The organism is Salinimicrobium sp. WS361 (assembly GCF_050750585.1).
Classification (GTDB): Bacteria; Bacteroidota; Bacteroidia; order Flavobacteriales; family Flavobacteriaceae; genus Salinimicrobium.
In genome coordinates this window covers 1-25,590 of sequence record NZ_JBOJLM010000001.1, presented here as the reverse complement: position 1 = coordinate 25,590, position 25,590 = coordinate 1, and the positions used below count along the sequence as shown (strand labels likewise).

The window sequence follows — 25,590 nt, the reverse complement described above, 5'->3', positions numbered from 1 at the left end:
GTCGTTTCTGAAACTTCAGGATGACAACAATAGCTTTTAGGCGGCTTTTTTCATATTCAGGCAGCAGGCATTAACAAAATTTTATAGTTCCTTTAGTTCGGAAATTCCCGAACTAAGTGGTAGTTTTGCAGCTTCAAATTTGAGAAGTTAAAAACGTGGACTTAGAAATTCAGCGAAAGACGCTAATAGAAGAACTGGGAGTACACCTGGAGGAGGACAATCTTGCTCCCCTTGCAGCGCGTATTCTTGCTACTCTTATTCTTGCGGGAAGAAGAGGGGTGACTTTCGATGAGATGGTGTGTGAATTAAGTGCAGGAAAAAGTACGGTTTCTACTCATCTGGATCATCTTCAAGCAACAAACAGGGTAACATATTTTACCAAACCTGGGGACCGCAAGCGGTACTTTGTCATTGACCCTAATCTTATCCTCAATCTAATGGAGGAAATGATCACAAAATGGGACAAAGAGAAAAGGCTCCACCTCAAAATTCGGGCATATAAAGAGCAGTGCAATTGCGAAGCCAGGGAAACCGGCGGCTTTCAATTTGATCTGGAATTTCAGGAAGATTTTCTCACTTATTTAGAGGAAACTTCAAACGCAGTAAAAAAATTCAGGGACAAACTTTTATCTAGAAACAATTAAAACAGACAGAAAGCAGAATATGAGAAAACTACACGCTATAGGAATGATGTTAATTGCCTTTATGGCTTTTTCATGCCAGGACCAGCAGGCAGGCGCAGCCCAACGTGGTGCTGCCACTCCTTTTCCGGTTATTGAAGTTCCACAAAGAACCATCACAGGTTTTACTTCATATCCCGTTAGTATTGAAGGTACGGTAAGCAGTGCCGTGAGAGCAAAAGTCCCCGGATATGTTACGCAAGTATTAGTAGATGAAGGAGAAAAAGTGAGAAAAGGCCAAACGCTTTTCAGGCTTGAAACCGAGTCTTTATCACAGGAAGCCGGTGCAGCTAAAGCTAACGTAAATGCGGCACAGGTAGAGGTAGATAAATTACAGCCCCTTGTAGAAAAAGGGATTATAAGCCCGGTACAACTTGAAACTGCAAAAGCAAGACTTGAGCAGGCAAAAGCCGGTTATAGCAGTATTGCCGCAAATATTGGTTACGCCACTATAAAGAGCCCTGTAGATGGTTATGTAGGTGCCATTAATTTTAGAGAAGGAGCGCTGGTTAGTCCGGGTGATCCAACACCACTCACCACTGTTTCAGACATTGATGAGGTTTATGCCTTTTTCTCTATGAATGAAAGAGATTATTTAGACTTCATTCAAAATGCTGAAGGGGAAAACCTTTCAGAAAAAATAGAAAATTTCCCGCCGGTACAACTTCAACTGGTGAACGACAGGATCTATTCTGAAACAGGAGAGATTCAAACCGTAACAGGGCAAATTGATCCATCAACAGGAACAGTGAGCTTTAGAGCGATGTTCCCTAACCCTAACGGTATTCTTGCCAGCGGTAACAGCGGGAGAATTAGAATTCCGCGTACCTATGAAGACGTTCCGGTAGTACCCGAATCTGCTTCCTTTGAACAACAGGGAATTGTGTATGTGTACACAGTACAGGGAGACAGCCTTGCTACCAGTGCACCAATTGAGGTGCTTGACCGCGTTCAAAACCTTATTGTAGTGGGAGAAGGACTTAAACCTGGAGATAAGGTCGTAGCGCAGGGAGTTGGAAAATTGAGAAATAACACTCCAATTATTCCTCAGCCTGTATCCTTTGACAGTATTGCCACTTCCATTAAACCAATCTTTAAATAAGAACGACTAATGCTAAAGACTTTTATAGAGAGACCTGTACTATCTACAGTAGTCTCGATAGTTATAGTTATGCTGGGAATTTTGGCCATCACCACTTTACCGGTGACCCAATATCCCGATATTGCTCCCCCCACGGTGCAGGTAAATGCCAATTATGCCGGGGCCAACGCAGCTACCGTACTCGAAAGTGTGATCATTCCCATTGAAGAGCAAATTAACGGGGTTGAGGGAATGGATTACATTACCTCAACTGCCAGTAACAACGGTAGTGCAAGCATCAATGTATTCTTTAAACAGGGCGTAGACCCCGATATTGCTTCGGTAAACGTACAGAACAGGGTGGCCCGTGCTACTCCTTTACTGCCACGCGAGGTTACTCAGAGTGGGGTTACTACCCAAAAGCAGCAAACCAGTGCCCTCATGTTCCTCACGGTACTTTCTGAAAATGAAGCTTACGACGCTACATTTATTCAGAATTACCTTAACATCAACGTGATCCCTGAACTTAAAAGGATCAACGGGGTTGGTGACGTGAGTGTGTTTGGAGCCAAAACCTATGCGATGAGGGTTTGGTTACAACCTGAAAAAATGGCCGCCTACAACCTGATCCCTTCAGATGTTATTGGTGCCATTAACGAGCAAAGCCAGGAAGCTGCAGCCGGATCTTTAGGTCAAAATAATGCTGAAGCTTTTGAATATGTGATTAGGTACAGTGGTAGATATAATACCCCCGAAGACTACAACAATATTGTTATTAAAGCTCTTGACGACGGAAGGTTCTTGAAACTTGAAGATGTTGCCGAAGTAGAACTTGATGCCCAGGGTTATAATGTGATCTCTTTCACCAACGGAAAACCGGGGGTGAGTATGGCAGTTTATCAAACTCCGGGATCAAACGCCCAGGAAATTATCGAGACTGTTCACGATAAACTTGATGAGCTCGAAAAAAACTATCCTACCGGACTTAAAACAGTGATCAACTTTGACTCGAACGAGTTTCTGAACGCTTCTATAAGCAAGGTGGTAATCACAATTTTTGAAGCCTTTTTACTGGTATTCCTGGTAGTGTTTATCTTCCTTCAGGATTTTAAATCTACTCTTATTCCGGCCATTGCAGTGCCGGTGTCTATTATTGGAACCTTCTTTTTCCTCAACCTCTTTGGTTACTCCATCAACCTGCTTACGTTATTTGCACTTGTACTGGCAATTGGTATTGTAGTAGATGATGCCATTGTGGTTGTAGAGGCGGTACACGCCAAGCTGGAAGAGGGTGCCGAAAATGCCAAAAAAGCAACCCATTCGGCCATGGAAGAAATTGCAGGTGCAATTATCTCTATTACTTTGGTGATGGGTGCGGTGTTTATTCCGGTTACATTTATTTCAGGCCCTACAGGAGTTTTCTACGAACAGTTTGGGGTAACTTTAATGGTGGCAATCGCTATTTCAGCAGTAAACGCCTTAACTCTGAGTCCGGCCCTTTGTGCGCTCTTTCTGAAGCCTCACGACGAAAAAGAAGGAAAAAGAAAAGGCTTTTTGAAGCGCTTCTTTTCAACCTTTAACGTGGCTTTTGATGTCACTACGAAGAAGTATGTGAATTCGGTTTCTTTCCTATACAAAAACAAATGGATAACCGGCGCGATCATTATAGCTGCCATAGGAGGGATCTTCTGGGCTTCATCTACGACTCCTACCGGGTTTGTACCCGATGAAGACCGTGGGATGATCTTCGCCAATATCGAATTGCCTGCAGGTGCTTCTCTTGATAGAACTGCCGAGGTTACTGCGGAATTGAGCCGAAGAGCACAACAAATTCCCGGAATTAATATGGCTTCTGTAGTAAACGGTTTCAGCTTCCTTGGAGGTGCCGGTAGTAACTACGGAATTGGCTTTATCAAACTAGACAACTGGGATGAAAGGACCGAAGATGGCATGTCGGCCGAAGATATCATAGCAAAACTCTTTGGTGCCGCTGCAGGAATATCTGATGCCAATATTCTCTTTTTCCAGCCTCCAAGTGTACCAGGATTCGGGACCTCTTCAGGATTTGAATTAAAGGTACTAGACCGTACAGGGGGTAGTTTTGAAGACCTTGATGCCGCAACACGAAATTACCTGGCCGATCTTTCAGCCAGACCCGAAATCCTGTACGCCAACAGTTCTTTCAACACCAATTATCCGCAGTACGAGATCGACTTAAATATTCCGAAGGCAAAAGAAGCAGGAGTAGATATAGGTACTATTTTCTCTACGTTGCAGTCTTATATAGGATCTGTATACGCAGCCGATTTTGCCCGCTTTGGAAAACAATACAGGGTTTATGTACAGGCGCTGCCCGAAGACCGGGCCACTGTAGATGATCTCAACTCGATCTTTGTGCGTAACTCCCAGGGAGAAATGGCTCCTATCACGCAGTTTGTAACCCTAAGCAGGGTTTACGGGCCACAGTCGGTTACCAGGTTTAACCTCTTTAACTCGGCCAGTGTGAACGGTGCACCGGCACCAGGATTTTCTTCGGGAGATGCTATTGCTGCCGTACAGGAAGTGGGAACAGGATCTCTTCCGGAAGGATTTGATATCGGATTTTCTGGGCTTACCAGGGAAGAGGTATCGGCCGGAAACCAAACGACTTTCATCTTCTTTCTAAGTGTGCTATTTGTATTCTTTATTCTTGCAGCACAATATGAAAGTTATTTACTTCCGCTTGCCGTACTGCTATCGCTACCGGTTGGGGTAATGGGAGCTTATGTTACCACAGCCCTTACAGGACTGGAGAACAACATCTATTTCCAGATCGCGCTTATCATGCTACTGGGCTTACTTGCCAAAAATGCCATTTTGATTGTGGAATTTGCCGTGCAAAGGCGAAATGCCGGAAACTCAATTGTTGACTCGGCTCTTGGAGCTGCAAAAGCACGTTTACGTCCTATTCTTATGACCTCGTTTGCCTTTATTGTGGGGCTTCTTCCTCTGGTGTTCGCTACAGGAACAGGAGCTGCAGGAAACAGGTCTATTGGTACAGGTGCCGTTGGTGGATTGTTAATAGGTACCCTACTGGGAATCTTTATCATCCCAATTCTATACATCCTGTTCCAATGGCTCCAGGAAAAAATCTCGGGACAACCTAAAGCCGCAAATGAAAACCTATAGAAAATGAGAAGACTAAATATATACAAGTTCATTTTAATTCCCGCGGTCCTGCTATCTCTTCAGTCATGTTTTGTAGCTAAGGAATATTCCAGGCCCGAAGAAGTAGTTGAAAACGAAGCTTACAGAACCGATAATCTGCCTACAGATACTTTGTCTATGGCCAGGATCTCGTGGAGAGAACTCTTTACAGACCCTGTACTGACAAACCATATTGACCGGGCACTGGAGAATAATATCGACATTAGAATAGCACTGCAGCAAATTGAAGCTGCAGGTGCTTACCTGAAGCAGGCCAAGGCAAGTTATTATCCAACGCTGGGACTATCAGCGCAGGTAAACCATCAGGGATTAGCACAAAACAGCCAGTTTGGAAGCTTCTTTGATGGTGGTATTACTCAATATGATGCTACCGCCAACCTGTCCTGGGAAGCCGATATATGGGGAAGGATAAGAAGCAATGAAAGGGCACAAAGAGCGGCCTACCTACAAACAGTAGCTGCACACCAGGCTGTGAAGACCAGGTTGGTTGCCAATGTTGCCAACCTGTATTATCAACTTTTGGCTTTAGATGAACAACTGGAAATTACCCGGGAAACGGTGGCGAACAGGATCAATAGCGTGGAAACTATTAGAGCTCTTAAAGAAGCAGGGAATGTGACCGAGGTGGGCGTAAAACAAACTGAAGCCCAGCTATATCAGGCACAAGCTGTTGAAATAGAACTTGCTAACCAAATAAGGCTTCTGGAAAATACTTTCTCAATCCTCTTAGGAGAAGCCCCTCATGCCATTGTAAGGAGCGACCTTGGACGGCAGGAGCTCAATACCGAACTAAGAACAGGAGTGCCGGTACAGCTGTTGAGAAACAGGCCCGATGTTATTGCGGCAGAATATAATCTTGTCAATGCTTTCCAGCTAACCAATGCTGCACGAAGCAGCTTTTATCCGGCACTGCGACTCACTGCAACCGGAGGTTTCCAAAGTCTCGACATAGAAGAACTTATCGACAGCAATTCCTTATTTGCCACCATTATAGGCAACCTTACTCAGCCCATCTTTAATCGACGAGAGATAAGGACGCAGTATGAAGTAGCCCAGGCTCAACAGGAAATTGCATTTCTGGAATTTAGAAGAGCTATTTTGGATGCCTCCAGAGAAGTTTCGGATGCCCTTTATAATTATGCTGCAGCCGATAGAAAATTTGATTTCAAACAGGATGAGTTTGAGGCCTACGATTTGGCCACTTCTTACTCAGAAGACTTGCTTAACAGTGGCTTTGCAAACTATCTTGAAGTATTGACAGCAAGAGAAAATGCTCTTAATTCTCAACTGGAACTGGTGAATATAAGGTATGATGAGCTTAGTGCCATAGTAGATCTATACCAGGCGCTGGGAGGCGGCTGGGAGTAACTTTTCATGATTGGATTTTTAGTTGTTGGAGTGGCCCCGTTTTTTCGGGGCTGCTTTTTTTTGCTTCAGTTCCTATTTAAGCGCGCTGCCTTTTGCTGCCCACCATGGATAGACTTCAATGGCTAACCTTCCAGCCACAACCATGGGATCAAGCCTCGCCAGACTGTCGGCCATTTCGAGGTTTGGGGTATTATAAACTGCAATTCCTCTAATATCACCGTCGTCACCAAAAGGACCTGCCATGCTGAGATATCCTTCTGAAGCCATTCGCTCAAGATGCGCCAGGTGCTCTTGCTGAAGCTTCGCAGCTGTAAGAGAATCCTGGGTTCTATCTTCTCCTTTTTTCAGAAACACTATAAAGTACTGCTGCATGAGCTGCTGTTCTTCCCCCTGCCCATTCAAAAAAATCTGGTAACCCTGCTTCTGAAGCTCTGCCGCTTCCTGTTCAGCATCCTTAATGGTATCGGGCATTCTTGCCTCCACCTCTTCCGGCCCTGGAATTCCCCTGGTGTCACGGCTCTGGTTGCATGATGTGATCAACAAAAGTGCACTTCCTAAAAAGATAAGTCTTTTCATGGTCTTGATATTTGCCATTCCTTAAAAGGAAATTTACTGAGGTAAGAATTGTAGTAACGCTTTTCTCCTGTTACTTCTTTACCCAGCCATGCCGGCTTTAAAAATTCTTCATTTTCATGTTGAAGCTCCACTTCAGCCATTAGCAGGCCTTCATTAAGACCTATAAACTCGTCGACTTCAAAAATGTGCTCCCCTACTTCAACCTCATACCTGAATTTTTCAATGACACCCGGCTCACAAAGCTTCAGCAGTTCTTCGGCTTCAAAAAGGGGAATTTCCTTTTCCCATTCAAAACGTGAGAGGCCGTCGCTACAGCTTTTTCCCTTAATGGTCAAAAAGCCTTTTTCAGCCTTTATGCGCACCCTCACGGTTCTTTCGGGTGCCGAGTTGAGATAGCCCTGCACGATTCTGGTCTTGTTTCGGGCTTCCTCTTTAAAATCGGAGATCTCTAAAATGAGAAATTTGCGTTCTATTTCCTGCATGTACAATGATTAACGGTAACTATCGGCAATTTCCCTAATTTCCGAAGATTTTATACAGGTAGCCGAATATTTATTGTTGGCCACGTAGATCATGGCATCGGCGATCTTTCCGGCAAGAATACTCCTGTACTTTTTAAGCGGCCCAATAAGCAGGTGGTTGCCCACACTCATCGTCTTTTGCCAGGCGGCTTCAAAAGGGCGTTTTTCATCGCGCTTCCCGGCGATAAGGGAAGGTTCAAAAATGTAAGTTTCGGCAATGCCCTGCGCCTTTACGTCGCGTTCCATTTCTCCTTTTGTACGGTTGTAGAAAAAGCGGTTTTCTTCATCGGCTCCCAGGGCCGAGATCACCAAAAACCTCGAAATTCCGTTCTTTTTGGCCAGTTTTGCAGCATTTACGGGAATTCCGTAGTCAATTTTGTGATAAGTATCCTCATCGGGCGTTTTTGCCTGGGTAGTGCCAATACAGCAGTACACTTCATCGGCCACAAAATCATCTGCGTGTTTTTCCAGCTCGAACAGGTCAATTAAATGTTCTTCAATTTTGTCGTTTTTGACACCTGCGGTAGAGCGGGAGAAAAGTTTGATCTTGTCATAGCGCTTATCCTTCAGCAGCCTTTCGAGCAACTCTCCACCTGTAAGGCCTGTGGCTCCCAATATAATAGCTGTTTTCATAGTTTTTTCTTTTTTTATGAAGGTAGCAGATTTCTGTCTCAAATCAAAGGGAGTCAAAAATGGTATTTTTGAGACTTATTTTTTCTTCGGAAGTAGCGCCATTTCAAAACTTGAAGCTGAAGATTCACTAATTTTACAGCGATGGAGGAGATCATACAGCGGAAGATTATTCACGTAGACATGGATGCGTTCTATGCCTCGGTAGAACAGTTAGACAACCCAGAACTGCGCGGTAAACCTATTGCAGTGGGCGGTAGTTCGCAGCGCGGCGTTGTAGCGGCGGCAAGTTATGAAGCCCGCAAGTTTGGTGTGAAAAGTGCCATGAGCAGTGTGCTGGCAAAGCGCAATTGCCCCGAGCTCATCTTTGTAAAGCCAAGATTTGAACGCTACAAGGAACTTTCACAGCGCATAAGGAATATTTTCTTTGAGTATACAGATCTTGTAGAACCCCTGTCACTTGATGAAGCCTACCTTGACGTATCCCAGAATAAAAAAGGCAATCCCAGTGCCACGATGATCGCCAAAGAAATTCGGCAGAAGATAAAGGAGAAGACTGGTTTAAATGCTTCCGCAGGGATATCGATCAATAAATTCATTGCCAAGGTAGCCAGTGACGTCAACAAACCTAACGGACAAAAGACCGTAAACCCCGAAGAGGTGGAGGCTTTCCTGGAAGATCTCGAAATAAGGAAGTTCTACGGGGTAGGCAAGGTAACTGCCGAAAAGATGTACAGGCTGGGTATCTTTACCGGAAAAGACCTTAAAACCAAACCTCTTGATTTTCTCAATGACCACTTCGGAAAGAGCGGGGAATATTATTATCAGGTGGTGCGGGGAATTCACAATAGTGAAGTAAAACCTTCACGAATAAGGAAATCTTTGGGTGCAGAGCGCACTTTTGAAGAGAATATATCTTCAGAAGTTTTTATGCTGGAGCGGCTGGAGAATATTTCCGAAGAAATTGAGCGGCGCCTTGCCCGGAGTAAGGTTGCGGGAAAAACGATCACCCTAAAGATAAAATACAGCGATTTTACGCTGCAAACCCGCAGTACAACGCTGTCTTACTACATCTCTTCAAAAGAATTGATCCTGGAAGCCGCAAAAGAGCTGTTGTACCAGGAAAAAATGAGGGAAAGCGTCCGCCTGCTCGGAATTTCCCTGTCTAACCTCAATACCGATAAAGCGGAAGAAAAAGAGGAGAAGAAGGAAATTGCAGTGCAGCTAAAGTTTGATTTTTGAAGGCATTGAGAGATATAATATTCCATAAAGAAAAAAGCCACAGATCTTGCGATCTATGGCTTTTTAAAATTAATTCTCAGTACTCAATACTAAGTATTCAATACTAAATATTATTCAATTTCTGAAATTCTCAATGTATTCACCATTCCTTTACTGGTAATAGGCATGGCTGCGAGGTTGATGGTGAAATCACCCTTTTCAACAAATTTATTTTCTGAAGCAATCCTGTTGATATCATCAATAGTCTCGTCTGTACTTACCATTTTATCGTAGTAAAACGCACGTACCCCCCATAAAAGGCTTAATTGATTAAGGATCCTTTTATTAGAAGTGAACACAAGAATATTAGATTCTGGTCTCCAGGCCGAGATCTGGAAAGCTGTATAACCACTATTGGTCAAAGTACAAATAGCTTTAGCTTTGATCTCATTGGCCATATGGGCAGCGTGGTAACAGATAGATTTGGTGATGTATCTCTTAGTACGCACGTGAGGTGGCTCATGAGGTACTTTAATAAGCGGTGAATTCTCAACGCTCATAATAATTTGGCTCATTTTTTCAATCACCTGCACCGGGTAATTACCTACTGAAGTTTCTCCACTTAACATCACGGCATCGGCCCCGTCCATTACAGAGTTCGCCACGTCGTTCACCTCGGCCCTTGTAGGGGTAAGGCTGGTGATCATGGTTTCCATCATTTGGGTAGCAATTATAACCGGAATACGGGCTTTTTTAGCCTTTAGCACCAGTTGCTTCTGAATAAGCGGAACTTCCTGTGCAGGAATTTCCACTCCCAGGTCACCCCTTGCTACCATTAGTCCGTCGCAATAAGCCACGATCTTGTCGATATTATCAACACCTTCAGGCTTTTCGATCTTGGCGATGATTGGGATCTTGTGATCTGTATGTTCTTTTATTAAATTCTGAAGTTGAATAAGGTCATCGCTGTTTCTTACAAAAGAAAGTGCAATCCAGTCTACACCCTGCTCAACTGCAAAAATGGCATCCTGAATATCTTTTTCGGTAAGGGCCGGAAGGGAAATCTTTGTATTAGGAAGGTTAACTCCTTTTTTAGATCTCAATGGGCCTCCCTGTATCACTTTTGCAAGAACCTCATCTTTTTGGTTGGTAGACACCACTTCAAAGATAAGTTTACCATCATCAAGAAGAATTCGCTCTCCGGCTTTTACATCCTGAGGGAATTCATCGTAGTTCATGTAAACCCTTGAAGCTGTGCCTTCAAATTCTTCACCGGTGGCAAAGGTGATTTCATCTCCTTTGGTTACCACCACTTCTTCCTTCATCTTCCCTACCCTTAATTTGGGTCCCTGCAGGTCACCAAGTATGGCCGCGGTAAAGCCATTTTCTTCATTTAGTTCCCTTATAAGCTTTATGCGTTGTTTTACATCTTCATAATCGGCGTGAGAAAAATTGATCCTAAACACGTTTACACCTGCATGCATCATATCTCTCAAAACGTCTTTCGAACTCGTTGCTGGCCCTAGGGTGGCCACAATTTTAGTCTTTTTCGTATTCGGCATTAGTCAAAAATTAAATTTTCTTTAGTTTTTATGTGATGAAAATCAACGGCATACGCCGTAGAAACCTGTGGGATCTCGAGGATCAATGCGTTGAGCATCTTTAAAGATACCGCATCCAGTTCATCCTCGATCTTCAGCAAAAAATCTACCTGCTTAAATTCTGGTAAAAGGATTGATTTTTGGACAGCCAGTTCATCCCCAAAAAAAAGAGAGTCCTTATTAGAACCCGTTCTTCCTTCCCGCCTGGCAACATTACTTACCAGGTGATAAGTACAATATTGCCGTAGATCTTCATAGATAAAATGCGCAAAATAGTTGCTCTCATTTCCTTTATGAAGATCAATATCCTTTGGCGTTCTGGCTAATTTAAGGCCTAAATGTTTGTTCAACAGGTAAGCCAGCTTGTACTCTTCTACCGAAGAATGTACTGCAAGTAGCTTGTAGGGCTGTTCAAAAACGTCATTTAAAACCAGTTTATGCGCCGGCATATGATTTTACATCAAAGGCTAAAGATAATTATTGCATCGCAGAAAAGTAATTTTTTGGGGTATATTTTCAGAATATCTTACGAAAACGTTATAGTTTCTGCTATATTTTTAAGAGTGGTCAATTTTGCTCTGCAGGGCGTAATATGCCCTTTTGGATGCTTTTTCTTCGGCTTTCTTCTTTGAGGTCGCCCTGGCTTTAGCCACAACCCTGTTCTCAATCCTTAATTTTACAGCAAAATGTTTTAGCTCGTCTTTTCCTGTATCTTCATAGACTTCAAAGCTAAACTCTTTCTTCTCCTTTTGGCACCATTCTATTAAAAGACCCTTATAACTTATAACCGTGCCTTCCAGTTGCTCGATATCTACATAAGGCTCAATCACCCTTTCATAGATAAATTTTTTGGTATACCTGTAGCCCCTATCAAGGTAAATGGCACCTACAAGGGCTTCAAAAAGGTTTCCATGGATGTTTGTGCCAAACTGCTCTATGGGAATATTAGTCTGAATATATTTGATCAACTCGAGATCTTTCCCAAGTTCATTCAGGTGCTTACGGCTTACAATCTTGGAGCGCATTTTTGTGAGGTAGCCTTCGTTACCACTTGGCACTTCATTGAACAGGTGCGAAGCTATAACGGCACTTAGCATAGCATCTCCAAGAAATTCCATCCTTTCAAAGTTGATGGCGTTGCCCTCTGCATCTTTCTGGTTTAAAGAGCGGTGGGTGAATGCTTTTTTGTAGTGTGCAATATTGCGGGGTTTGAACCCCATTATCTTTGTTAATTCCACAAAAAAATTCCCGCCTCTGGAAGAGCGGGAATTTAATATGTTTCTTATTACACTCATGGAAGGATTTACTCGTCCAGTTTTTTGAACAAAACGCAGGCATTGTGACCTCCAAAACCAAAAGTATTGCTCATAGCCACTTTCACATCTCTCTTCTGCGCCTTATTAAGGGTAAGATTTAATTCGGGATCAATATTTTCATCCTGAACTTTGTGATTGATTGTAGGTGGTACAATTCCATGTTTCATTGCGAGAATAGAGGCAATTGCTTCTACAGCTCCCGCAGCACCCAACAGGTGACCTGTCATGGATTTTGTAGAGTTGATATTAATATCTTTGGCATGTTCTCCAAACACCTTCTTAATAGCCTTAAGTTCAGCCACATCACCCAACGGTGTTGATGTTCCGTGTGTGTTGATGTGATCTACATCTTCCGGTTTAAGTTCTGCATTTCTAAGGCAATTCTCCATTACAGCCACTACTCCTATTCCTTCCGGATGTGGGGCAGTCATGTGGTGGGCATCCGAAGATAACCCGCCTCCAAGTACTTCTGCGTAGATCTTCGCTCCTCTCGCTTTTGCATGTTCATATTCTTCAAGAACAAGTGCGCCTGCACCTTCACCTAAGACAAAACCATCTCGTGTTGCATCAAAAGGTCTTGAAGCAGTCTCGGGACTTTCATTTCTTGTTGAAAGCGCATGCATGGCATTGAAACCGCCCATTCCGGCAGGAGCAACTGCCGCCTCGCTTCCCCCTGTTACTATTATATCACTGTGGCCCAACCTAATATAATTCAACGCATCTATAAGCGCATTGGCTGCAGATGCACATGCTGAAACTGTAGTATAGTTGGGACCCATGAAGCCGTGCTTGATGGAAATATTTCCCGGAGCAATATCGGCAATCATTTTAGGGATAAAGAAAGGGTTGAATCTCGGTGTTCCGTCTCCCTTACCAAAAGCCAAAACTTCATCCTGAAAGGTTTCGAGACCTCCAATCCCGGCACCCCAGATAACTCCTACACGAAGCTTATCAATAACATCGAGGTCCAGCCCCGAATCTTTGATAGCCTCATCGGAAGCTACCAGGGCGTACTGGGCGAACTTGTCAAGCTTCCTGGCTTCCTTTCGATCAAAATAATCTTCAACCTTGAAGTTTTTGATCTCGCAAGCGAATTTAGTTTTGAATTTCTCGGTATCAAAATAGGTAATGGGTGCAGACCCGCTTTTACCATTCACCAGGGCTTCCCAGTATTCCTCAATGTTATTTCCAATGGGGGTAAGGGCACCTAATCCAGTTACTACAACTCGCTTCAACTCCATAAGGATATGTTAGTTTTTTATTTTTTTGCGTCTTCAATATAAGAGATTGCCTGACCCACAGTAGCAATGTTCTCTGCCTGGTCGTCTGGAATCTGAATATCAAATTCCTTCTCGAACTCCATGATCAACTCTACAGTGTCTAATGAATCAGCGCCCAAGTCGTTGGTGAAGCTAGCTTCGTTTACTACTTCATTCTCGTCAACTCCTAACTTGTCAACGATAATCGCTTTTACTCTTGATGCAATGTCTGACATAACTTGTGTTTTTAATTTTTAATTTAAGTGGCAAAAATAAAAAACTTTATTTTAAAACCTGTTTTTACTTTAAAAATGTGAATGTAAATTACATAATTTCCGCCTAAAGCCAGTATTTTTACCTGCCAATAATTGTTAACACCCTACGCTTGCAACAAGTAAAAAATTCCAGAAAGAACAAAATTGTGATCTTTGCTTCGGGTAATGGATCAAATGCCGAGAACATTATTAAGTACTTTCAGCAAAAAGACACTGCAGAAGTTGTCGCGGTTTTCTCCAACAACCGCAGGGCAAAAGTACTGGAAAGAGCACATAATCTGGGCGTAAAGGCTCTGCATTTTGACCGCCAGGCACTTTACCAGTCCAATGAGGTACAACGTTTATTGATAGATATGAACCCAGACCTTATTGTACTGGCCGGCTTTCTTTGGATCTTCCCCACCAATATTCTGCAACACTTCCCTAATCAGGTGATCAATATTCATCCTGCTCTCCTGCCAAAATACGGCGGAAAAGGCATGTATGGCATGAATGTTCACAAAGCTATACATGAAAAAAAGGAAGTGGAAACAGGCATAAGTATACATTACGTCAATGAAAATTATGACGAAGGAAAAATGATCTTTCAGGCTACCACTGCTATTAATCCTGAAGATTCTGTAGAAGATATTGCTCACAAGATCCATGAACTGGAACAGGAACACTTTCCGAAGGTAATAGAAAACCTCTTACTCCCTGCCGAGAATGATTGATGCCAATGTTCACATATATACCGATGGGGCAGCCAGGGGAAATCCGGGGCCCGGCGGTTACGGAATAGTAATGGAATGGGTAGGAAAACCGTACCGCAAGGAATTTGCAAAAGGCTATAAACACACCACCAATAACAGGATGGAGCTGCTGGCCGTGATAGATGCCCTTAAAAAACTGAAAAATCCTGATACCCGGGTGGTTGTTTTTACCGATTCCAAATATGTTGCCGACGCTGTAGAAAAAGGCTGGGTTTTTAACTGGGAAAAGAAAGGTTTTAAGGAGCGAAAGAATGTGGACCTGTGGATAGAATTCCTGAAAGAATATCGCAAACACAAGGTGAAATTCCAGTGGATAAAAGGCCACAATGCACATCCTCAAAATGAACGCTGCGACAGTCTGGCTGTAGAGGCCTCAAAAGGAAAACGCCTTTTAATAGACACAGGATTTGAAGGAGACTCGAAAAGCCTTTTTTGAGTATCAGGGCTTGAAAAACAAAAACGTATATTTGCACCTCATTTTTAAAGAACGTTATGAATAAATTATTAATAGTGGGCACGGTCGCCTTTGATGCCATCGAAACCCCTTTTGGTAAAACAGATAAAATTCTTGGTGGTGCAGCCACTTATATTGGCCTCTCTGCAGCACAATTCGATATTAAAAGCGCTATAGTATCTGTGGTAGGAGAAGATTTTCCGCAGGAATATCTGGATCTGCTAAAAAACAGGAATATCGACCTTAGCGGCACTGAAATAATTAAAGGCGGAAAAACCTTTTTTTGGAGCGGTAAATACCACAACGACCTTAATTCCCGCGACACGCTTGACACGCAATTGAATGTACTTGCCGACTTTCAGCCGGTGGTGCCCGAAGATTTCAAATCTCCCGATGTGGTGATGCTGGGAAACCTTCACCCACTTGTACAGCTTAGCGTACTTGAACAAATTGAAAGGCCAAAGCTTGTGGTGCTTGACACTATGAACTTCTGGATGGACAATACCTGGGATGACCTTATGAAGGTGATTGAAAAGGTAGATGTTCTTACCATAAATGACGAAGAAGCAAGGCAACTTACAGATGAATACTCTTTAGTGAAAGCTGCCCGTAAGATCGCTAAAATGGGCCCTAAATATGTAGTGATTAAAAAAGGAGAGCACGGGGCTTTACTGTTCCATAACGAACAGATCTTTTTTGCTCCCGCACTTCCGCTAGAGGAGGTTTTTGATCCTACAGGAGCTGGAGATACTTTTGCCGGCGGGTTTACAGGATACCTGGCGCATACAGGAGACATTTCGTTCAAAAATATGAAAAATGCAGTGATCTACGGCTCTAATCTCGCCTCTTTCTGCGTAGAGAAATTTGGGACCGAAAGGATGCAGGACCTCAAAAAAGAAGAAGTGCATCAACGCCTGGAAGAGTTTAAATCCTTAACACAATTCCAAATCAAACTTACTTAATATTGTGCCCTGTAATTTCAGGGCTTTTTTTATGACTAAACCCGGGCCAAACAACAACAAGATATGAGTGATGCTTTAAAACACGAATGCGGAATTGCCCAATTGCGCCTACTCAAGCCATTAGAGTACTACAAAGAAAAGTATGGAACGGCATTTTATGGGGTAAATAAGATGTACCTCATGATGGAGAAGCAGCACAACCGGGGGCAGGATGGTGCCGGTTTTGCCAGTATTAAACTCAATACCCAACCCGGCGATCGCTATATAAGCCGTGTAAGATCTAATGCAGCACAACCCATACAGGATATTTTTGCTCAAATCAACGCACGCATTAATGACGAAATAAAGGAGCACCCCGAATATGCCGAGGATGTTGCCCTTCAAAAAAAGCATATTCCCTACCTGGGAGAGCTATTTTTGGGACATGTGAGATATGGCACTTTTGGAAAGAACAGCGTGGAAAGCGTTCATCCGTTTTTGCGCCAAAACAACTGGATGCACCGTAACCTTATTGTTGCCGGAAACTTCAATATGACCAATGTGCACCAGCTCTTCAACAACCTGGTAGAGTTAGGTCAGCATCCAAAAGAAAAGGCCGATACCGTTACTGTAATGGAGAAAATAGGCCATTTTCTGGATGATGAAGTTAGAAAACTTTACAAAAAACTTAAAACCGAAGGCTATTCAAAAGTAGAAGCTTCTCCCCTCATTGCCGAGCAGTTAAAAATTGGTAAGATCCTTAAAAAATCGGCAAAGAACTGGGATGGCGGCTATGCAATGGCCGGCCTCTTAGGGCATGGAGATTCCTTTGTATTAAGGGATCCTGCCGGGATAAGGCCCTGTTACTATTACTGTGATGACGAGGTGGTTGTAGTTGCTTCGGAAAGACCGGTGATACAAACAGTATTTAACGTAGATTTTGACAAAGTCAAAGAACTGCCACCGGGCCATGCAATTATTACCAAAAAGAACGGAAATGTGCGGATCAAGCAAATCCTTGAACCGCTGGAAAGAAAAGCCTGTTCTTTTGAACGCATCTATTTTTCCCGCGGAAGTGACTCCGAAATTTACCGCGAGCGGAAAATGCTTGGAAAGCTCCTGATGCCCGAAGTTCTTAAGGCCATAGACCACGATACCGTAAACACCGTTTTCTCATTCATCCCAAACACTGCGGAAACTTCCTTTTACGGCATGGTAGAAGCTGCACAGGATGAACTCAATAAACAAAAGAATGATACCATTCTTGCTGAAAAAGAGTCTTTGACCGATGCACGCCTGCAGGAGATCCTTAATCACCGTTTGAGAACTGAAAAGATTGCCATAAAAGATGCCAAACTGCGCACTTTTATTACTGAAGACAGTAGTCGCGATGACCTCGTGGCACACGTTTACGACGTTACCTACGGGGTGGTAAAACCTGAAGATAACCTGGTGATCATTGATGACAGCATTGTGCGTGGTACTACTTTGAAGAAGAGTATCCTTAAAATGCTTGATCGTACCAAACCTAAAAAGATTGTTGTAGTATCTTCGGCTCCGCAAATACGGTACCCAGACTGCTATGGCATAGACATGGCAAGGCTGGAGAACCTTGTGGCATTCCAGGCTGCTTTAGAGCTCCTTAAGGAAACAGATCAATATCAAATTGTAGATGAGGTCTATGAGAAGTGCAGGCAGCAGGTAGAACTTGATGACAAGGATGTAAAGAATTTTGTAAAAGAGATCTACGCACCTTTTACAAATCAACAAATCTCTGATAAAATTGCCGAATTGCTAAGCAATGATACTATTAAAGCTGAAGTGAAGATCATCTTTCAAACTGTAGAAAACCTTCACAAAGCATGCCCTCAAAACCTGGGAGACTGGTACTTTACCGGGGATTACCCCACCTTTGGAGGTAACAGGGTAGTAAACCGGGCGTTCATCAATTTTTATGAAGGAAGTACAGACAGAGCATATTAAAATAAGCTTTTTCTGCCACTCGTGAAGTCCATTGTGCAGTTTAACTAAAATTTATGTACTTCATCTAAAAAGCTATTGGAAACAAAGATTAATATCTACTTTTACAAAGCCATAACATAAGTAGGTTAAGTTCATGGTAGATTTGGGGCAAAAAAGGTGGATCTTTCCACCTTTTTTATTTTCAGCACTTTTCATCCCTTCCTAAATACTCTTTCCATTAGTCCAATTTAGCAAGGTAGGCCACTGTTAAGGCCGAAAAATAGCTTATTTTTATACTCCATATTTAAGAGTTATTACCATGCCCAAAAAGGCCTTTTTTCTTCTCTCGTTTCTTTATACTATTTCACTTTCGGCACAAAACAAAGAGGATCTTTTAGGATCATGGACAGAAATTATTGGCCAGCATCACATTTCTGAAAAATGGAGCATTCCCACGGTGGCACTACTTCAGCATTACGAGATGCTTGATAAATTTCAGTTTATTATGCTGCGCAGCGGGGTCACCCATACCTTTTCAAAGAATTTTTCGGCTTCTGTGGGCTACGATTATGTCTATTCTGAAGCATTTTCCGAAGATAGTTTCACAATACAGCACAGGGTCTGGGAAGAAGCGACCTTAAAAACGCCATTTTTGAGCCCCTATATTGCTCATCGTTTTCGGCTGGAGTCTACCTAGAAAAGGCAGGAACCTCAATATGATCTTAGCCATCGCGTTCGTTACCGACTTAAATTTGACCGGCCTTTGTACAAAAGTTTATACTTTACGGCTTTTAATGAGGTGTTTATAAACCTGAAAGAGCCATATTTTAATCAAAACCGGTTCCATATTGGGCTTGGGTACAGCTTACATCAAGATCTAAAAATAGAAATAGGGTATTTAAAAAACCATTTTAGGCGCGCACATTACGACCGGTTAAGAGTGGGAATGGTTTTTAAGACAAGGTTCTTAGAACAAAAAGAACACTAAGCGGGAGAAAGAAAAGCGGCAGCAAAAGAAAGGGCTCCATGTATCTCGAAGCCCTTTCAATCAACTACCAATAGTTTCTACATTAAGAAACTAATCATAATACCAGCGGCAACAGCCGATCCTATCACACCACTAACATTGGGTGCCATGGCATGCATGAGCAAGTGGTTTGAAGGATCGCTTTTGATCCCTTCCTGTTGAACTACACGGGCACTATCAGGCACCGCCGAAACGCCGGCCGCACCTATGAGAGGATTTATTTTATTCTTTTCACTGAGGAATAAGTTCATGACTTTGGCAAAAAGGAGTCCGCCGGCAGTGGCAATGATAAAAGAAACTGCCCCAAGCGCGAATATTTTGATTGAACTCCCTGTAAGGAACACGCTTGCCTGTGTTGAAGCCCCCACAGTTACCCCCAGAAGAATGGTCACAATATCTATCATTTTTGTCCTGGCTGTATCGGCAAGACGGTCTGTAACCCCACTTTCTTTAAGTAAGTTTCCGAAGAAAAGCATACCAAGAAGCGGAATAGCCGATGGAGAAATGAAGGTGGTGAGCAACATCCCTATAATTGGGAATAAGATCTTCTCAGTTTTAGAGACAGCACGCGGTGGCTTCATTCTTATAAGCCTCTCTTTTTTGGTGATCAACAGCTTCATGATAGGAGGCTGAATTACCGGTACAAGAGCCATATACGAATAGGCCGCAATAGCAATACTACCAATTAATTGAGGCGCCAGTTTAGCCGAAGCAAAAATGGCTGTAGGGCCATCGGCACCACCAATGATAGAAATTGCTCCTGCTTCATGTACTTCAAACCCCAGGGCGATAGCTCCAATAAAGGTTCCAAAAACCCCAATTTGGGCAGCTGCGCCCAGCAACATGAGACGCGGGTTGGAAATGAGAGACGAGAAATCTGTCATGGCTCCAATCCCCAGAAAGATCAATGGAGGATAAATACCCTGGGTGACCCCGAAATAAAGATAATTAAGCACAGAACCAGATTCGTAGATCCCAACACCTGCCCCTGCAGGAAAAGGAATATTACCTAAAAGGATACCTGTACCTATGGGAATGAGCAATAGAGGTTCATAATGAAAGCGAATAGCCAGGAAAATAAATAACAGACCTACAGCTATCATGATGAAATTACCAAAGGTCGCATTCGCGAAACCGGTGTATTCCCAAAAGTGAAGCAGCCCTTCTGTAAGACCTCCTCCTTCTTTTGGTATGTTAGGAACTAAATCCTGAGCCATTAATTCTCCTCCCAAAAGGGTTGGGATGAGGTAAAGAATGCCCAGTACAACTATAACAGTTAATAATTTTTTCACAATCTTGTTTTTAGAATTAGGGAAAGATTTGTTGAAATAGGTCTATCCTATTACCAGGAGTAGATCATTCTGTAGAACAGCATCTCCTTCCTTAACTTTTATTTCCTTAATGACTCCTGCCTGGTCTGCCAACACATCATTCTCCATTTTCATGGCTTCAAGTATAAGCAGGGAATCTCCCTTGGCTACCGTGTCACCTTCCTTCACCTTCATCTTAAAGATACTGCCTGGCAGAGGTGCTTCTACGGGGAAACCTCCAGAGGAAGCTTTCTTCGCAATGTGCCCCTCTCCGGGTTGCCGCACTACGTTTTCCCTTACCAGCTTGGGTGTTTTAACACGCTTCTTTTCCTGGTGGACTTCCACCACGTATTCGGTTCCATTTACATGAATGGTAGCTTGTTCATCTTCAAACTCTTTGATATCAACCGAATATTTATTTCCGTTTATTGTAAAATCGAATTTCTTCATTTTTATATTCTTTACCGTGGGTTATTGTTTACTCCATAGATCTTAGAACTCCATGGAGAATAAGTGCGGGCAACTCTTTTAATAGTGATCACACCGCTTTCTTCATCGTGCTGCTCCTTAAAGTATAAATGTAGCGCCATTGCTATAGCAGCACTAATCTCTCCCGAGAGATAGCGTTCTTCTTCGGCGTTTCCATTTTCTTTATAACGTGATTTCTCTCTAACCTCTTTGATCTTTTTTCCGATCCCGAGATTAAGTATTTGCGGCATTTTCTTAAATACGAACATGAGCAGCAGGAGAGCAAGAAAGACAACGGTATAACCCACCCCTGTAATGATCCATATTTGTGACCAGTCTGTGGCCGATGTTGAAGCATATTCCATAGTTATTTATTTAAAGGGGGATATTACTGTGTTTCTTCGGCGGATTGGTGACTTTCTTTGTCTGTAGCGTCTGGAGGCCTCTAATGATCCTAAAACGGGTATTACGGGGTTCTATGACGTCATCTATATATCCATATGCAGCTGCCTGGTATGGATTCGCAAATTTCTGCTGATATTCCTGTTCTCTTTTAGCCTTGAATTCGGCTCTTTCTTCAGGATCTTTGATCGCACCCATAGCTCTTCCTTCAAGTACCTCAATAGCTCCTGAAGCTCCCATTACGGCAATCTCTGCCGATGGCCAGGCATAGTTAAGGTCTCCTCTAAGTTGTTTACAGCTCATCACATCATGCGCCCCACCATAAGATTTCCTCAAGGTGATAGTGATCTTAGGCACGGTAGCCTCACCATAGGCGAACATGAGTTTTGCACCGTGAATAATGATACCTGCATACTCCTGGCCGCTTCCGGGTAAAAATCCCGGCACATCTACCAGGGTGAGGATAGGAATATTAAAGGAATCGCAGAAGCGTACAAACCGTGCTGCCTTTCTTGAAGCATCACTGTCCAGCACACCGGCTAAGAAATTAGGTTGATTGGCCACTATACCTACAGATTGGCCGTCCATTCTTCCAAATCCCACGATTATATTCTTCGCGTAATTTCTGTGCACCTCTAAAAACTCACCTTCATCCACAACACTGTAGATCACCTCCTGCATATCGTAAGGCTGGTTTGGATTGTCGGGAATAATGGTATTTAAAAAATCGTCCCTTCTATCTATAGGGTCAGTACTATTTTGAATAGGAGCTTCTTCGAGGTTATTCTGCGGAAGGTAGGAAAGCAGCTTTCTTATTAACAGCAATCCATTTTCCTCTGTGGAAACCTTAAAGTGTGATACGCCCGATTTTGAGGCGTGAATATTGGCACCACCAAGATTTTGAACAGAAATATCTTCGCCGGTTACGGTTTTAACCACCTTTGGCCCGGTAACGAACATGTAGCTGTTCTCTTCGGTCATCATTACAAAATCTGTGAGGGCCGGTGAATAAACAGCTCCTCCTGCACAGGGTCCAAAAATGGCAGAAATTTGAGGGATTAATCCGGAGGCAAGGATATTGCGTTCAAAGATCTCGGCATATCCTGCAAGTGAAGTCACCCCTTCCTGTATACGGGCTCCACCACTGTCGTTAATTCCAATTACCGGTGCGCCGGCCTTCATAGCCATATCCATCACCTTACATATCTTCTGGGCAAAAGTTTCAGACAGTGAGCCCCCAAAAACGGTAAAGTCCTGTGAAAAGACGTAGACTACCCTGCCATCAATTGTGCCGTGGCCTGTAACGACTCCATCTCCCAGAATCTTATTTTCTTCCATTCCAAAATTGGTACACCTGTGGGTGACAAACATGTCGAATTCTTCAAAACTACCTTCATCTAAAAGGATTTCCAGACGTTCTCGTGCCGTAAGTTTTCCTTTTTCGTGTTGGGCATCTATACGTTTTTGTCCACCACCCAAACGGGCTATTTCCCGTTTCTGGATCAATTCGTTTACTTTATCCTGACTTGACATTTATATAATTTTTAAATTACTGTTGAGGTTGTTCACAGAGTTCTGTCAATACACCAAAAGTTGATTTTGGATGTAAAAAGGCAATATTGAGCCCCTCTGCGCCTTTTCGGGGAGTTTTATCTATAAGCTTTACTTCTTTTGTTTCCAGTTCATCCAATTGATGCTGAAGATCATTTACTGCAAAAGCGATATGGTGTACCCCCTGACCTTTTTTCTCGATAAACTTTCCAATAGGCCCATCGGGAGCTGTAGACTCAAGCAATTCAATTTTTGTTTGGCCTACTTTAAAAAAAGCCGTTTTGACCTTCTGGTCCTTCACTTCTTCTACAGAGTAACATTTTAACCCAAAGGTTTTTTCGTAAAAGGGGATTGCCTCTTCAAGGCTTTCAACAGCAATACCTATATGTTCTATATGCGTTGGTTTCATGGTTTATATAGTTTTAGTTTCACTTCAGTTTAGAGCAAAAAAAAATCGCACCCCTGCGATTTCTGTTTTTTACCGATAAAAAATATTTAACCCTTCTTCAGGAAGAGATAATTTACAATCTTCATCTTGATTCCATGGCAAAATTGGAGGTAACGCAATTCTTAATTGTTGGTAAGAAAAGCACAACTTAAACCAGTGGAAAATATGACTTAAAATGCGTATCATTTGATACTGTATAAATGTCCTATAAAGGTAACGAAACTTTAACTTTCACAGCCTCGAAAACCCCGGCAATTTTTTATAAATTAACGCAATCGTTGTAGTGATAGCAAGGCTTACCAAAGGGTCCGAATTAAAAATAACTGCGTAAAGATCGACCAATAATTTTTCTTAAAGAATGATTAAAATCATCCTCATTTTGATCCTTTTTCACAAAAGTTATAAGTAAATTTACTGGGAAGATTTGGCTGGTGTCTGGAGATAATAAAATGTTTCCACCAAGACAGAAGTAATGTTTTTATAAAGGGAAAAAATAGAAGCTGTGAGTATTTTTAAAAATCTTCTCTGCTTCTATAATTCCAACTGAATCTAAAAACAGACCGGTTAAAACTTTCACTTAAGATTTAGGTCGTGAACATCTTGTTCCATTTCAGCAGAGATCAATATCGGGCTACTACGAATTTTAGCCGGGACCAACTTTTGAAGTTACTCAATTTTCGAAAGCAAATGCTGGATACCTTAAGAATCAACAATATTTCATTTAAAGTAAATTTTTCAAAAAGATCCCTTAGGGATATCTATAGAACAGATTACGAGACAGTCCCGTAATCTCTCATGCAGCGATGCAATTACTTTCATTAAAACGATAAAAATGAAGGAATCATTATTTCAGGAATTTCCAGATGTTCCAGCTGAACAATGGAAAGATCAAATCAAACAGGACCTAAAAGGTGCCAGTTACGATGAGAAATTAGTTTTTAGATCTCTTGACGGGATCGAGGTACAGCCCTTTTATACTTTAACAGATGTAAAAGACCACATGCAGCTACCACCGCCACTTCCCTGGCGCATCTGTGAAAAGATCAATGTAACTTCGGCCGGCGAGGGCAATACACAGGCCGCAAAAGCGCTTCAAAAAGGTGCAGAAAGCCTTTGGCTCCATATTTCTTCGGAAGATGTAGAACCCCATGTACTTTTTGAAGGATTTAATTTAGAGAACCTGCAGGTTCATTTAAGTTTTTCATTCTTCTCTCCTGATTATGTTGAAAGGCTGAAGTCTTACTTCAAAAACAAAAATGCAGAAGTATACCTGCAACTGGATATTTTGGGCAATCTTGCCGCCACAGGAAAATGGTTTTTTGACCAAAAAAGAGATTTTAGCACCTTAATATCTGTAACTAAAACTGCGTCTCCTTTTGCTTCTAAAGTAAGCGTGAACAGCGACCTGTACCAAAATGCAGGAGCCAGCATTCCGCAGCAACTTGCTTTTTCTCTTGCTCACGTGAATGAGTACCTCAACTTAGTGTGTCAAAAAGGGGAAAAACAAGATAAATTTCAGCCACAGTTCATCCTGGCTACAGGCAGCAACTACTTCTTTGAGATTGCAAAAATAAGGGCGCTTCGCCTGCTTTATGCTTCTTTGGCAAAAGAATACGGGCTTCCCGAAACCTGCTTTATCCTCGCGCAACCATCGCAAAGGGATAAAACTTTATATGATTACAACGTGAACCTGCTTCGTTCCACCACTCAGTGTATGAGTGCTGTATTGGGAGGTGCCGATGCTGTGAGTAATCAGCCTTATGACCTGCTTTTCCATAAAGACAGCTCATTTGGCAGGCGTATAGCCCGCAATCAGCTTCTTGTGATGAAACACGAGGCTTATTTCGATAAAGTAGCCAACCCGGCCGATGGGGCGTATTACATTGAACATCTAACCCACGAGTTTGCCGGTAAAGCCTTTGAGATCTTCAAGCAAATTGAAGAAGAAGGCGGCTACCTGGAACTTTTACTGAAAGGCGAACTTCAAAAAAGAATAAAAGAGAGCGCCCAAAAGGAACAACAGCTTTTTGACGAAGGTAAGCTGGTTCTTATTGGCACTAATAAATTTGAAAATTCACAGGACCTCATGACGCAGGAACTGGAATTTGATCCTTTTGCAAAAACTTCTTCTGAAGATACTCTTATTGAACCTCTTTTCCCTGTACGCCTAAGCGAAAAGCTTGAACAGGAAAGGCTTAAAAAGGAGCAGGGAATATTAACCGAAAGCTAAAACCATGAAAAGAAAATCACTTCAAAATATGACACTTTTGGAACCTGAGACAGGAACTCAAGTCGCTACGGCTCCAAATGAATCAGGTAATCTGAAAGTTGCGGCCGAAGGTAGAAAAATTTATGCTGCAAAAGATGTCAAGAACCTGAAGCATCTCAATTTTGCTGCGGGAATTCCGCCATACCTGCGGGGGCCTTACAGCACCATGTACGTGATGCGCCCCTGGACCATTCGGCAGTACGCCGGGTTCTCAACCGCCGAAGAAAGTAACGCCTTTTACCGCCGCAACCTCGCTGCGGGTCAAAAAGGA

24 protein-coding genes and 1 pseudogene are annotated in these 25,590 nt (G+C 42.7%); 12 read left to right on the top strand and 13 right to left on the bottom strand.

The genetic code is table 11. The features are described 5' to 3' along the window. The first annotated feature begins 155 nt into the window (after positions 1-155). Genes ACQ93I_RS00125 through ACQ93I_RS00110 form a run of 4 tightly spaced genes read left to right on the top strand, consistent with a single transcriptional unit; the run spans position 156 to position 6,336 of the window. Positions 156-644: a GbsR/MarR family transcriptional regulator gene (locus ACQ93I_RS00125; RefSeq protein ID WP_266068133.1), complete on the top strand. Its 489-nt coding sequence runs from the start codon at positions 156-158 to the stop codon at positions 642-644. 19 nt (positions 645-663) lie between these two features. Then, complete coding sequence (locus ACQ93I_RS00120) at positions 664-1,782, top strand: efflux RND transporter periplasmic adaptor subunit (RefSeq protein WP_431696599.1); 1,119 nt, start codon at positions 664-666, stop codon at positions 1,780-1,782. 9 nt (positions 1,783-1,791) lie between these two features. Continuing rightward, the gene (locus tag ACQ93I_RS00115) at positions 1,792-4,929 is read left to right on the top strand and encodes an efflux RND transporter permease subunit (protein ID WP_431696598.1); all 3,138 of its coding nucleotides are present in this window, start codon (positions 1,792-1,794) and stop codon (positions 4,927-4,929) included. A gap of 3 nt (positions 4,930-4,932) precedes the next feature. Next, on the top strand, positions 4,933-6,336 hold the full coding sequence (locus ACQ93I_RS00110; RefSeq protein WP_431696597.1) for an efflux transporter outer membrane subunit: 1,404 nt from the start codon (positions 4,933-4,935) through the stop codon (positions 6,334-6,336). 72 nt (positions 6,337-6,408) lie between these two features. Here ACQ93I_RS00110 and ACQ93I_RS00105 read toward each other — a convergent pair whose 3' ends face one another. Genes ACQ93I_RS00105 through ACQ93I_RS00095 form a run of 3 tightly spaced genes read right to left on the bottom strand, consistent with a single transcriptional unit; the run spans position 6,409 to position 8,066 of the window. Continuing rightward, positions 6,409-6,930 carry a YciI family protein gene (locus ACQ93I_RS00105; protein ID WP_431696596.1) on the bottom strand — a complete coding sequence of 174 codons (522 nt, stop codon included), beginning with the start codon at positions 6,928-6,930 and terminating at the stop codon, positions 6,409-6,411. After that, positions 6,909-7,394 carry a CYTH domain-containing protein gene (locus ACQ93I_RS00100; RefSeq protein WP_431696595.1) on the bottom strand — a complete coding sequence of 162 codons (486 nt, stop codon included), beginning with the start codon at positions 7,392-7,394 and terminating at the stop codon, positions 6,909-6,911. Before ACQ93I_RS00100 ends, ACQ93I_RS00105 begins: the two co-directional genes overlap by 22 nt. A gap of 9 nt (positions 7,395-7,403) precedes the next feature. Further along, the gene (locus ACQ93I_RS00095) at positions 7,404-8,066 is read right to left on the bottom strand and encodes an NAD(P)H-binding protein (RefSeq protein ID WP_431696594.1); all 663 of its coding nucleotides are present in this window, start codon (positions 8,064-8,066) and stop codon (positions 7,404-7,406) included. Positions 8,067-8,207: 141 nt separating this feature from the next. Here ACQ93I_RS00095 and dinB point away from each other — a divergent pair, with 141 nt between their 5' ends. Next, a complete protein-coding gene (dinB, locus tag ACQ93I_RS00090) occupies positions 8,208-9,305 on the top strand; it encodes a DNA polymerase IV (protein WP_431696593.1) in 1,098 nt (365 codons plus the stop codon). A 110-nt stretch (positions 9,306-9,415) separates the two neighbouring features. On the opposite strand, the gene pyk is transcribed toward dinB, so the two are convergent. The 5 genes from pyk to ACQ93I_RS00065 all read right to left on the bottom strand — a co-directional run bounded on the left by pyk (position 9,416) and on the right by ACQ93I_RS00065 (position 13,696). Next, positions 9,416-10,846, bottom strand: a complete 1,431-nt coding sequence (pyk, locus tag ACQ93I_RS00085) for a pyruvate kinase (protein WP_266068142.1) — start codon at positions 10,844-10,846, stop codon at positions 9,416-9,418. After that, entirely contained in the window at positions 10,846-11,334 is a 489-nt protein-coding gene (locus ACQ93I_RS00080) for an IPExxxVDY family protein (RefSeq protein ID WP_266068143.1), read from the bottom strand. The genes pyk and ACQ93I_RS00080 overlap by 1 nt, the downstream gene beginning before the upstream one ends. A gap of 108 nt (positions 11,335-11,442) precedes the next feature. After that, complete coding sequence (gene rnc / locus ACQ93I_RS00075; protein ID WP_431696591.1) at positions 11,443-12,180, bottom strand: ribonuclease III; 738 nt, start codon at positions 12,178-12,180, stop codon at positions 11,443-11,445. A gap of 8 nt (positions 12,181-12,188) precedes the next feature. Further along, positions 12,189-13,442, bottom strand: coding sequence for a beta-ketoacyl-ACP synthase II (gene fabF / locus ACQ93I_RS00070; protein ID WP_345599789.1), 1,254 nt, complete (start codon positions 13,440-13,442; stop codon positions 12,189-12,191). 17 nt (positions 13,443-13,459) lie between these two features. Next, positions 13,460-13,696: an acyl carrier protein gene (locus tag ACQ93I_RS00065; protein WP_013069791.1), complete on the bottom strand. Its 237-nt coding sequence runs from the start codon at positions 13,694-13,696 to the stop codon at positions 13,460-13,462. A 149-nt stretch (positions 13,697-13,845) separates the two neighbouring features. Between ACQ93I_RS00065 and ACQ93I_RS00060 the strand changes: the two genes are divergently transcribed. The 5 genes and pseudogenes from ACQ93I_RS00060 to ACQ93I_RS00040 all read left to right on the top strand — a co-directional run bounded on the left by ACQ93I_RS00060 (position 13,846) and on the right by ACQ93I_RS00040 (position 18,832). Then, positions 13,846-14,448, top strand: coding sequence for a phosphoribosylglycinamide formyltransferase (locus ACQ93I_RS00060; RefSeq protein ID WP_431696588.1), 603 nt, complete (start codon positions 13,846-13,848; stop codon positions 14,446-14,448). Continuing rightward, a complete protein-coding gene (rnhA, locus tag ACQ93I_RS00055) occupies positions 14,441-14,923 on the top strand; it encodes a ribonuclease HI (protein WP_266068149.1) in 483 nt (160 codons plus the stop codon). The genes ACQ93I_RS00060 and rnhA overlap by 8 nt, the downstream gene beginning before the upstream one ends. 56 nt (positions 14,924-14,979) lie before the next feature. Beyond that, complete coding sequence (locus ACQ93I_RS00050) at positions 14,980-15,903, top strand: PfkB family carbohydrate kinase (RefSeq protein WP_431696587.1); 924 nt, start codon at positions 14,980-14,982, stop codon at positions 15,901-15,903. A gap of 63 nt (positions 15,904-15,966) precedes the next feature. Further along, positions 15,967-17,865, top strand: a complete 1,899-nt coding sequence (locus ACQ93I_RS00045; protein ID WP_431696585.1) for an amidophosphoribosyltransferase — start codon at positions 15,967-15,969, stop codon at positions 17,863-17,865. A gap of 298 nt (positions 17,866-18,163) precedes the next feature. After that, positions 18,164-18,832, top strand: a pseudogene (locus ACQ93I_RS00040) (DUF2490 domain-containing protein). A 77-nt stretch (positions 18,833-18,909) separates the two neighbouring features. On the opposite strand, the gene ACQ93I_RS00035 reads toward ACQ93I_RS00040, so the two are convergent. Genes ACQ93I_RS00035 through mce form a run of 5 tightly spaced genes read right to left on the bottom strand, consistent with a single transcriptional unit; the run spans position 18,910 to position 23,011 of the window. Continuing rightward, entirely contained in the window at positions 18,910-20,163 is a 1,254-nt protein-coding gene (locus tag ACQ93I_RS00035; RefSeq protein WP_345599784.1) for a sodium ion-translocating decarboxylase subunit beta, read from the bottom strand. Between the two features lie 42 nt (positions 20,164-20,205). Beyond that, entirely contained in the window at positions 20,206-20,631 is a 426-nt protein-coding gene (locus ACQ93I_RS00030; protein ID WP_345599783.1) for a biotin/lipoyl-containing protein, read from the bottom strand. An 11-nt stretch (positions 20,632-20,642) separates the two neighbouring features. After that, on the bottom strand, positions 20,643-21,014 hold the full coding sequence (locus tag ACQ93I_RS00025) for an OadG family protein (RefSeq protein ID WP_345599782.1): 372 nt from the start codon (positions 21,012-21,014) through the stop codon (positions 20,643-20,645). 10 nt (positions 21,015-21,024) lie between these two features. Continuing rightward, the gene (locus tag ACQ93I_RS00020; protein ID WP_345599781.1) at positions 21,025-22,584 is read right to left on the bottom strand and encodes an acyl-CoA carboxylase subunit beta; all 1,560 of its coding nucleotides are present in this window, start codon (positions 22,582-22,584) and stop codon (positions 21,025-21,027) included. Between the two features lie 16 nt (positions 22,585-22,600). After that, complete coding sequence (gene mce / locus ACQ93I_RS00015) at positions 22,601-23,011, bottom strand: methylmalonyl-CoA epimerase (RefSeq protein ID WP_266068157.1); 411 nt, start codon at positions 23,009-23,011, stop codon at positions 22,601-22,603. Between the two features lie 871 nt (positions 23,012-23,882). Here mce and ACQ93I_RS00010 point away from each other — a divergent pair. After that, entirely contained in the window at positions 23,883-25,280 is a 1,398-nt protein-coding gene (locus ACQ93I_RS00010; RefSeq protein ID WP_431696582.1) for a methylmalonyl-CoA mutase subunit beta, read from the top strand. Between the two features lie 4 nt (positions 25,281-25,284). Then, positions 25,285-25,590, top strand: a 306-nt coding sequence (locus ACQ93I_RS00005) for a methylmalonyl-CoA mutase family protein (protein WP_431696581.1), incomplete at its 3' end; no start/stop codon positions are given.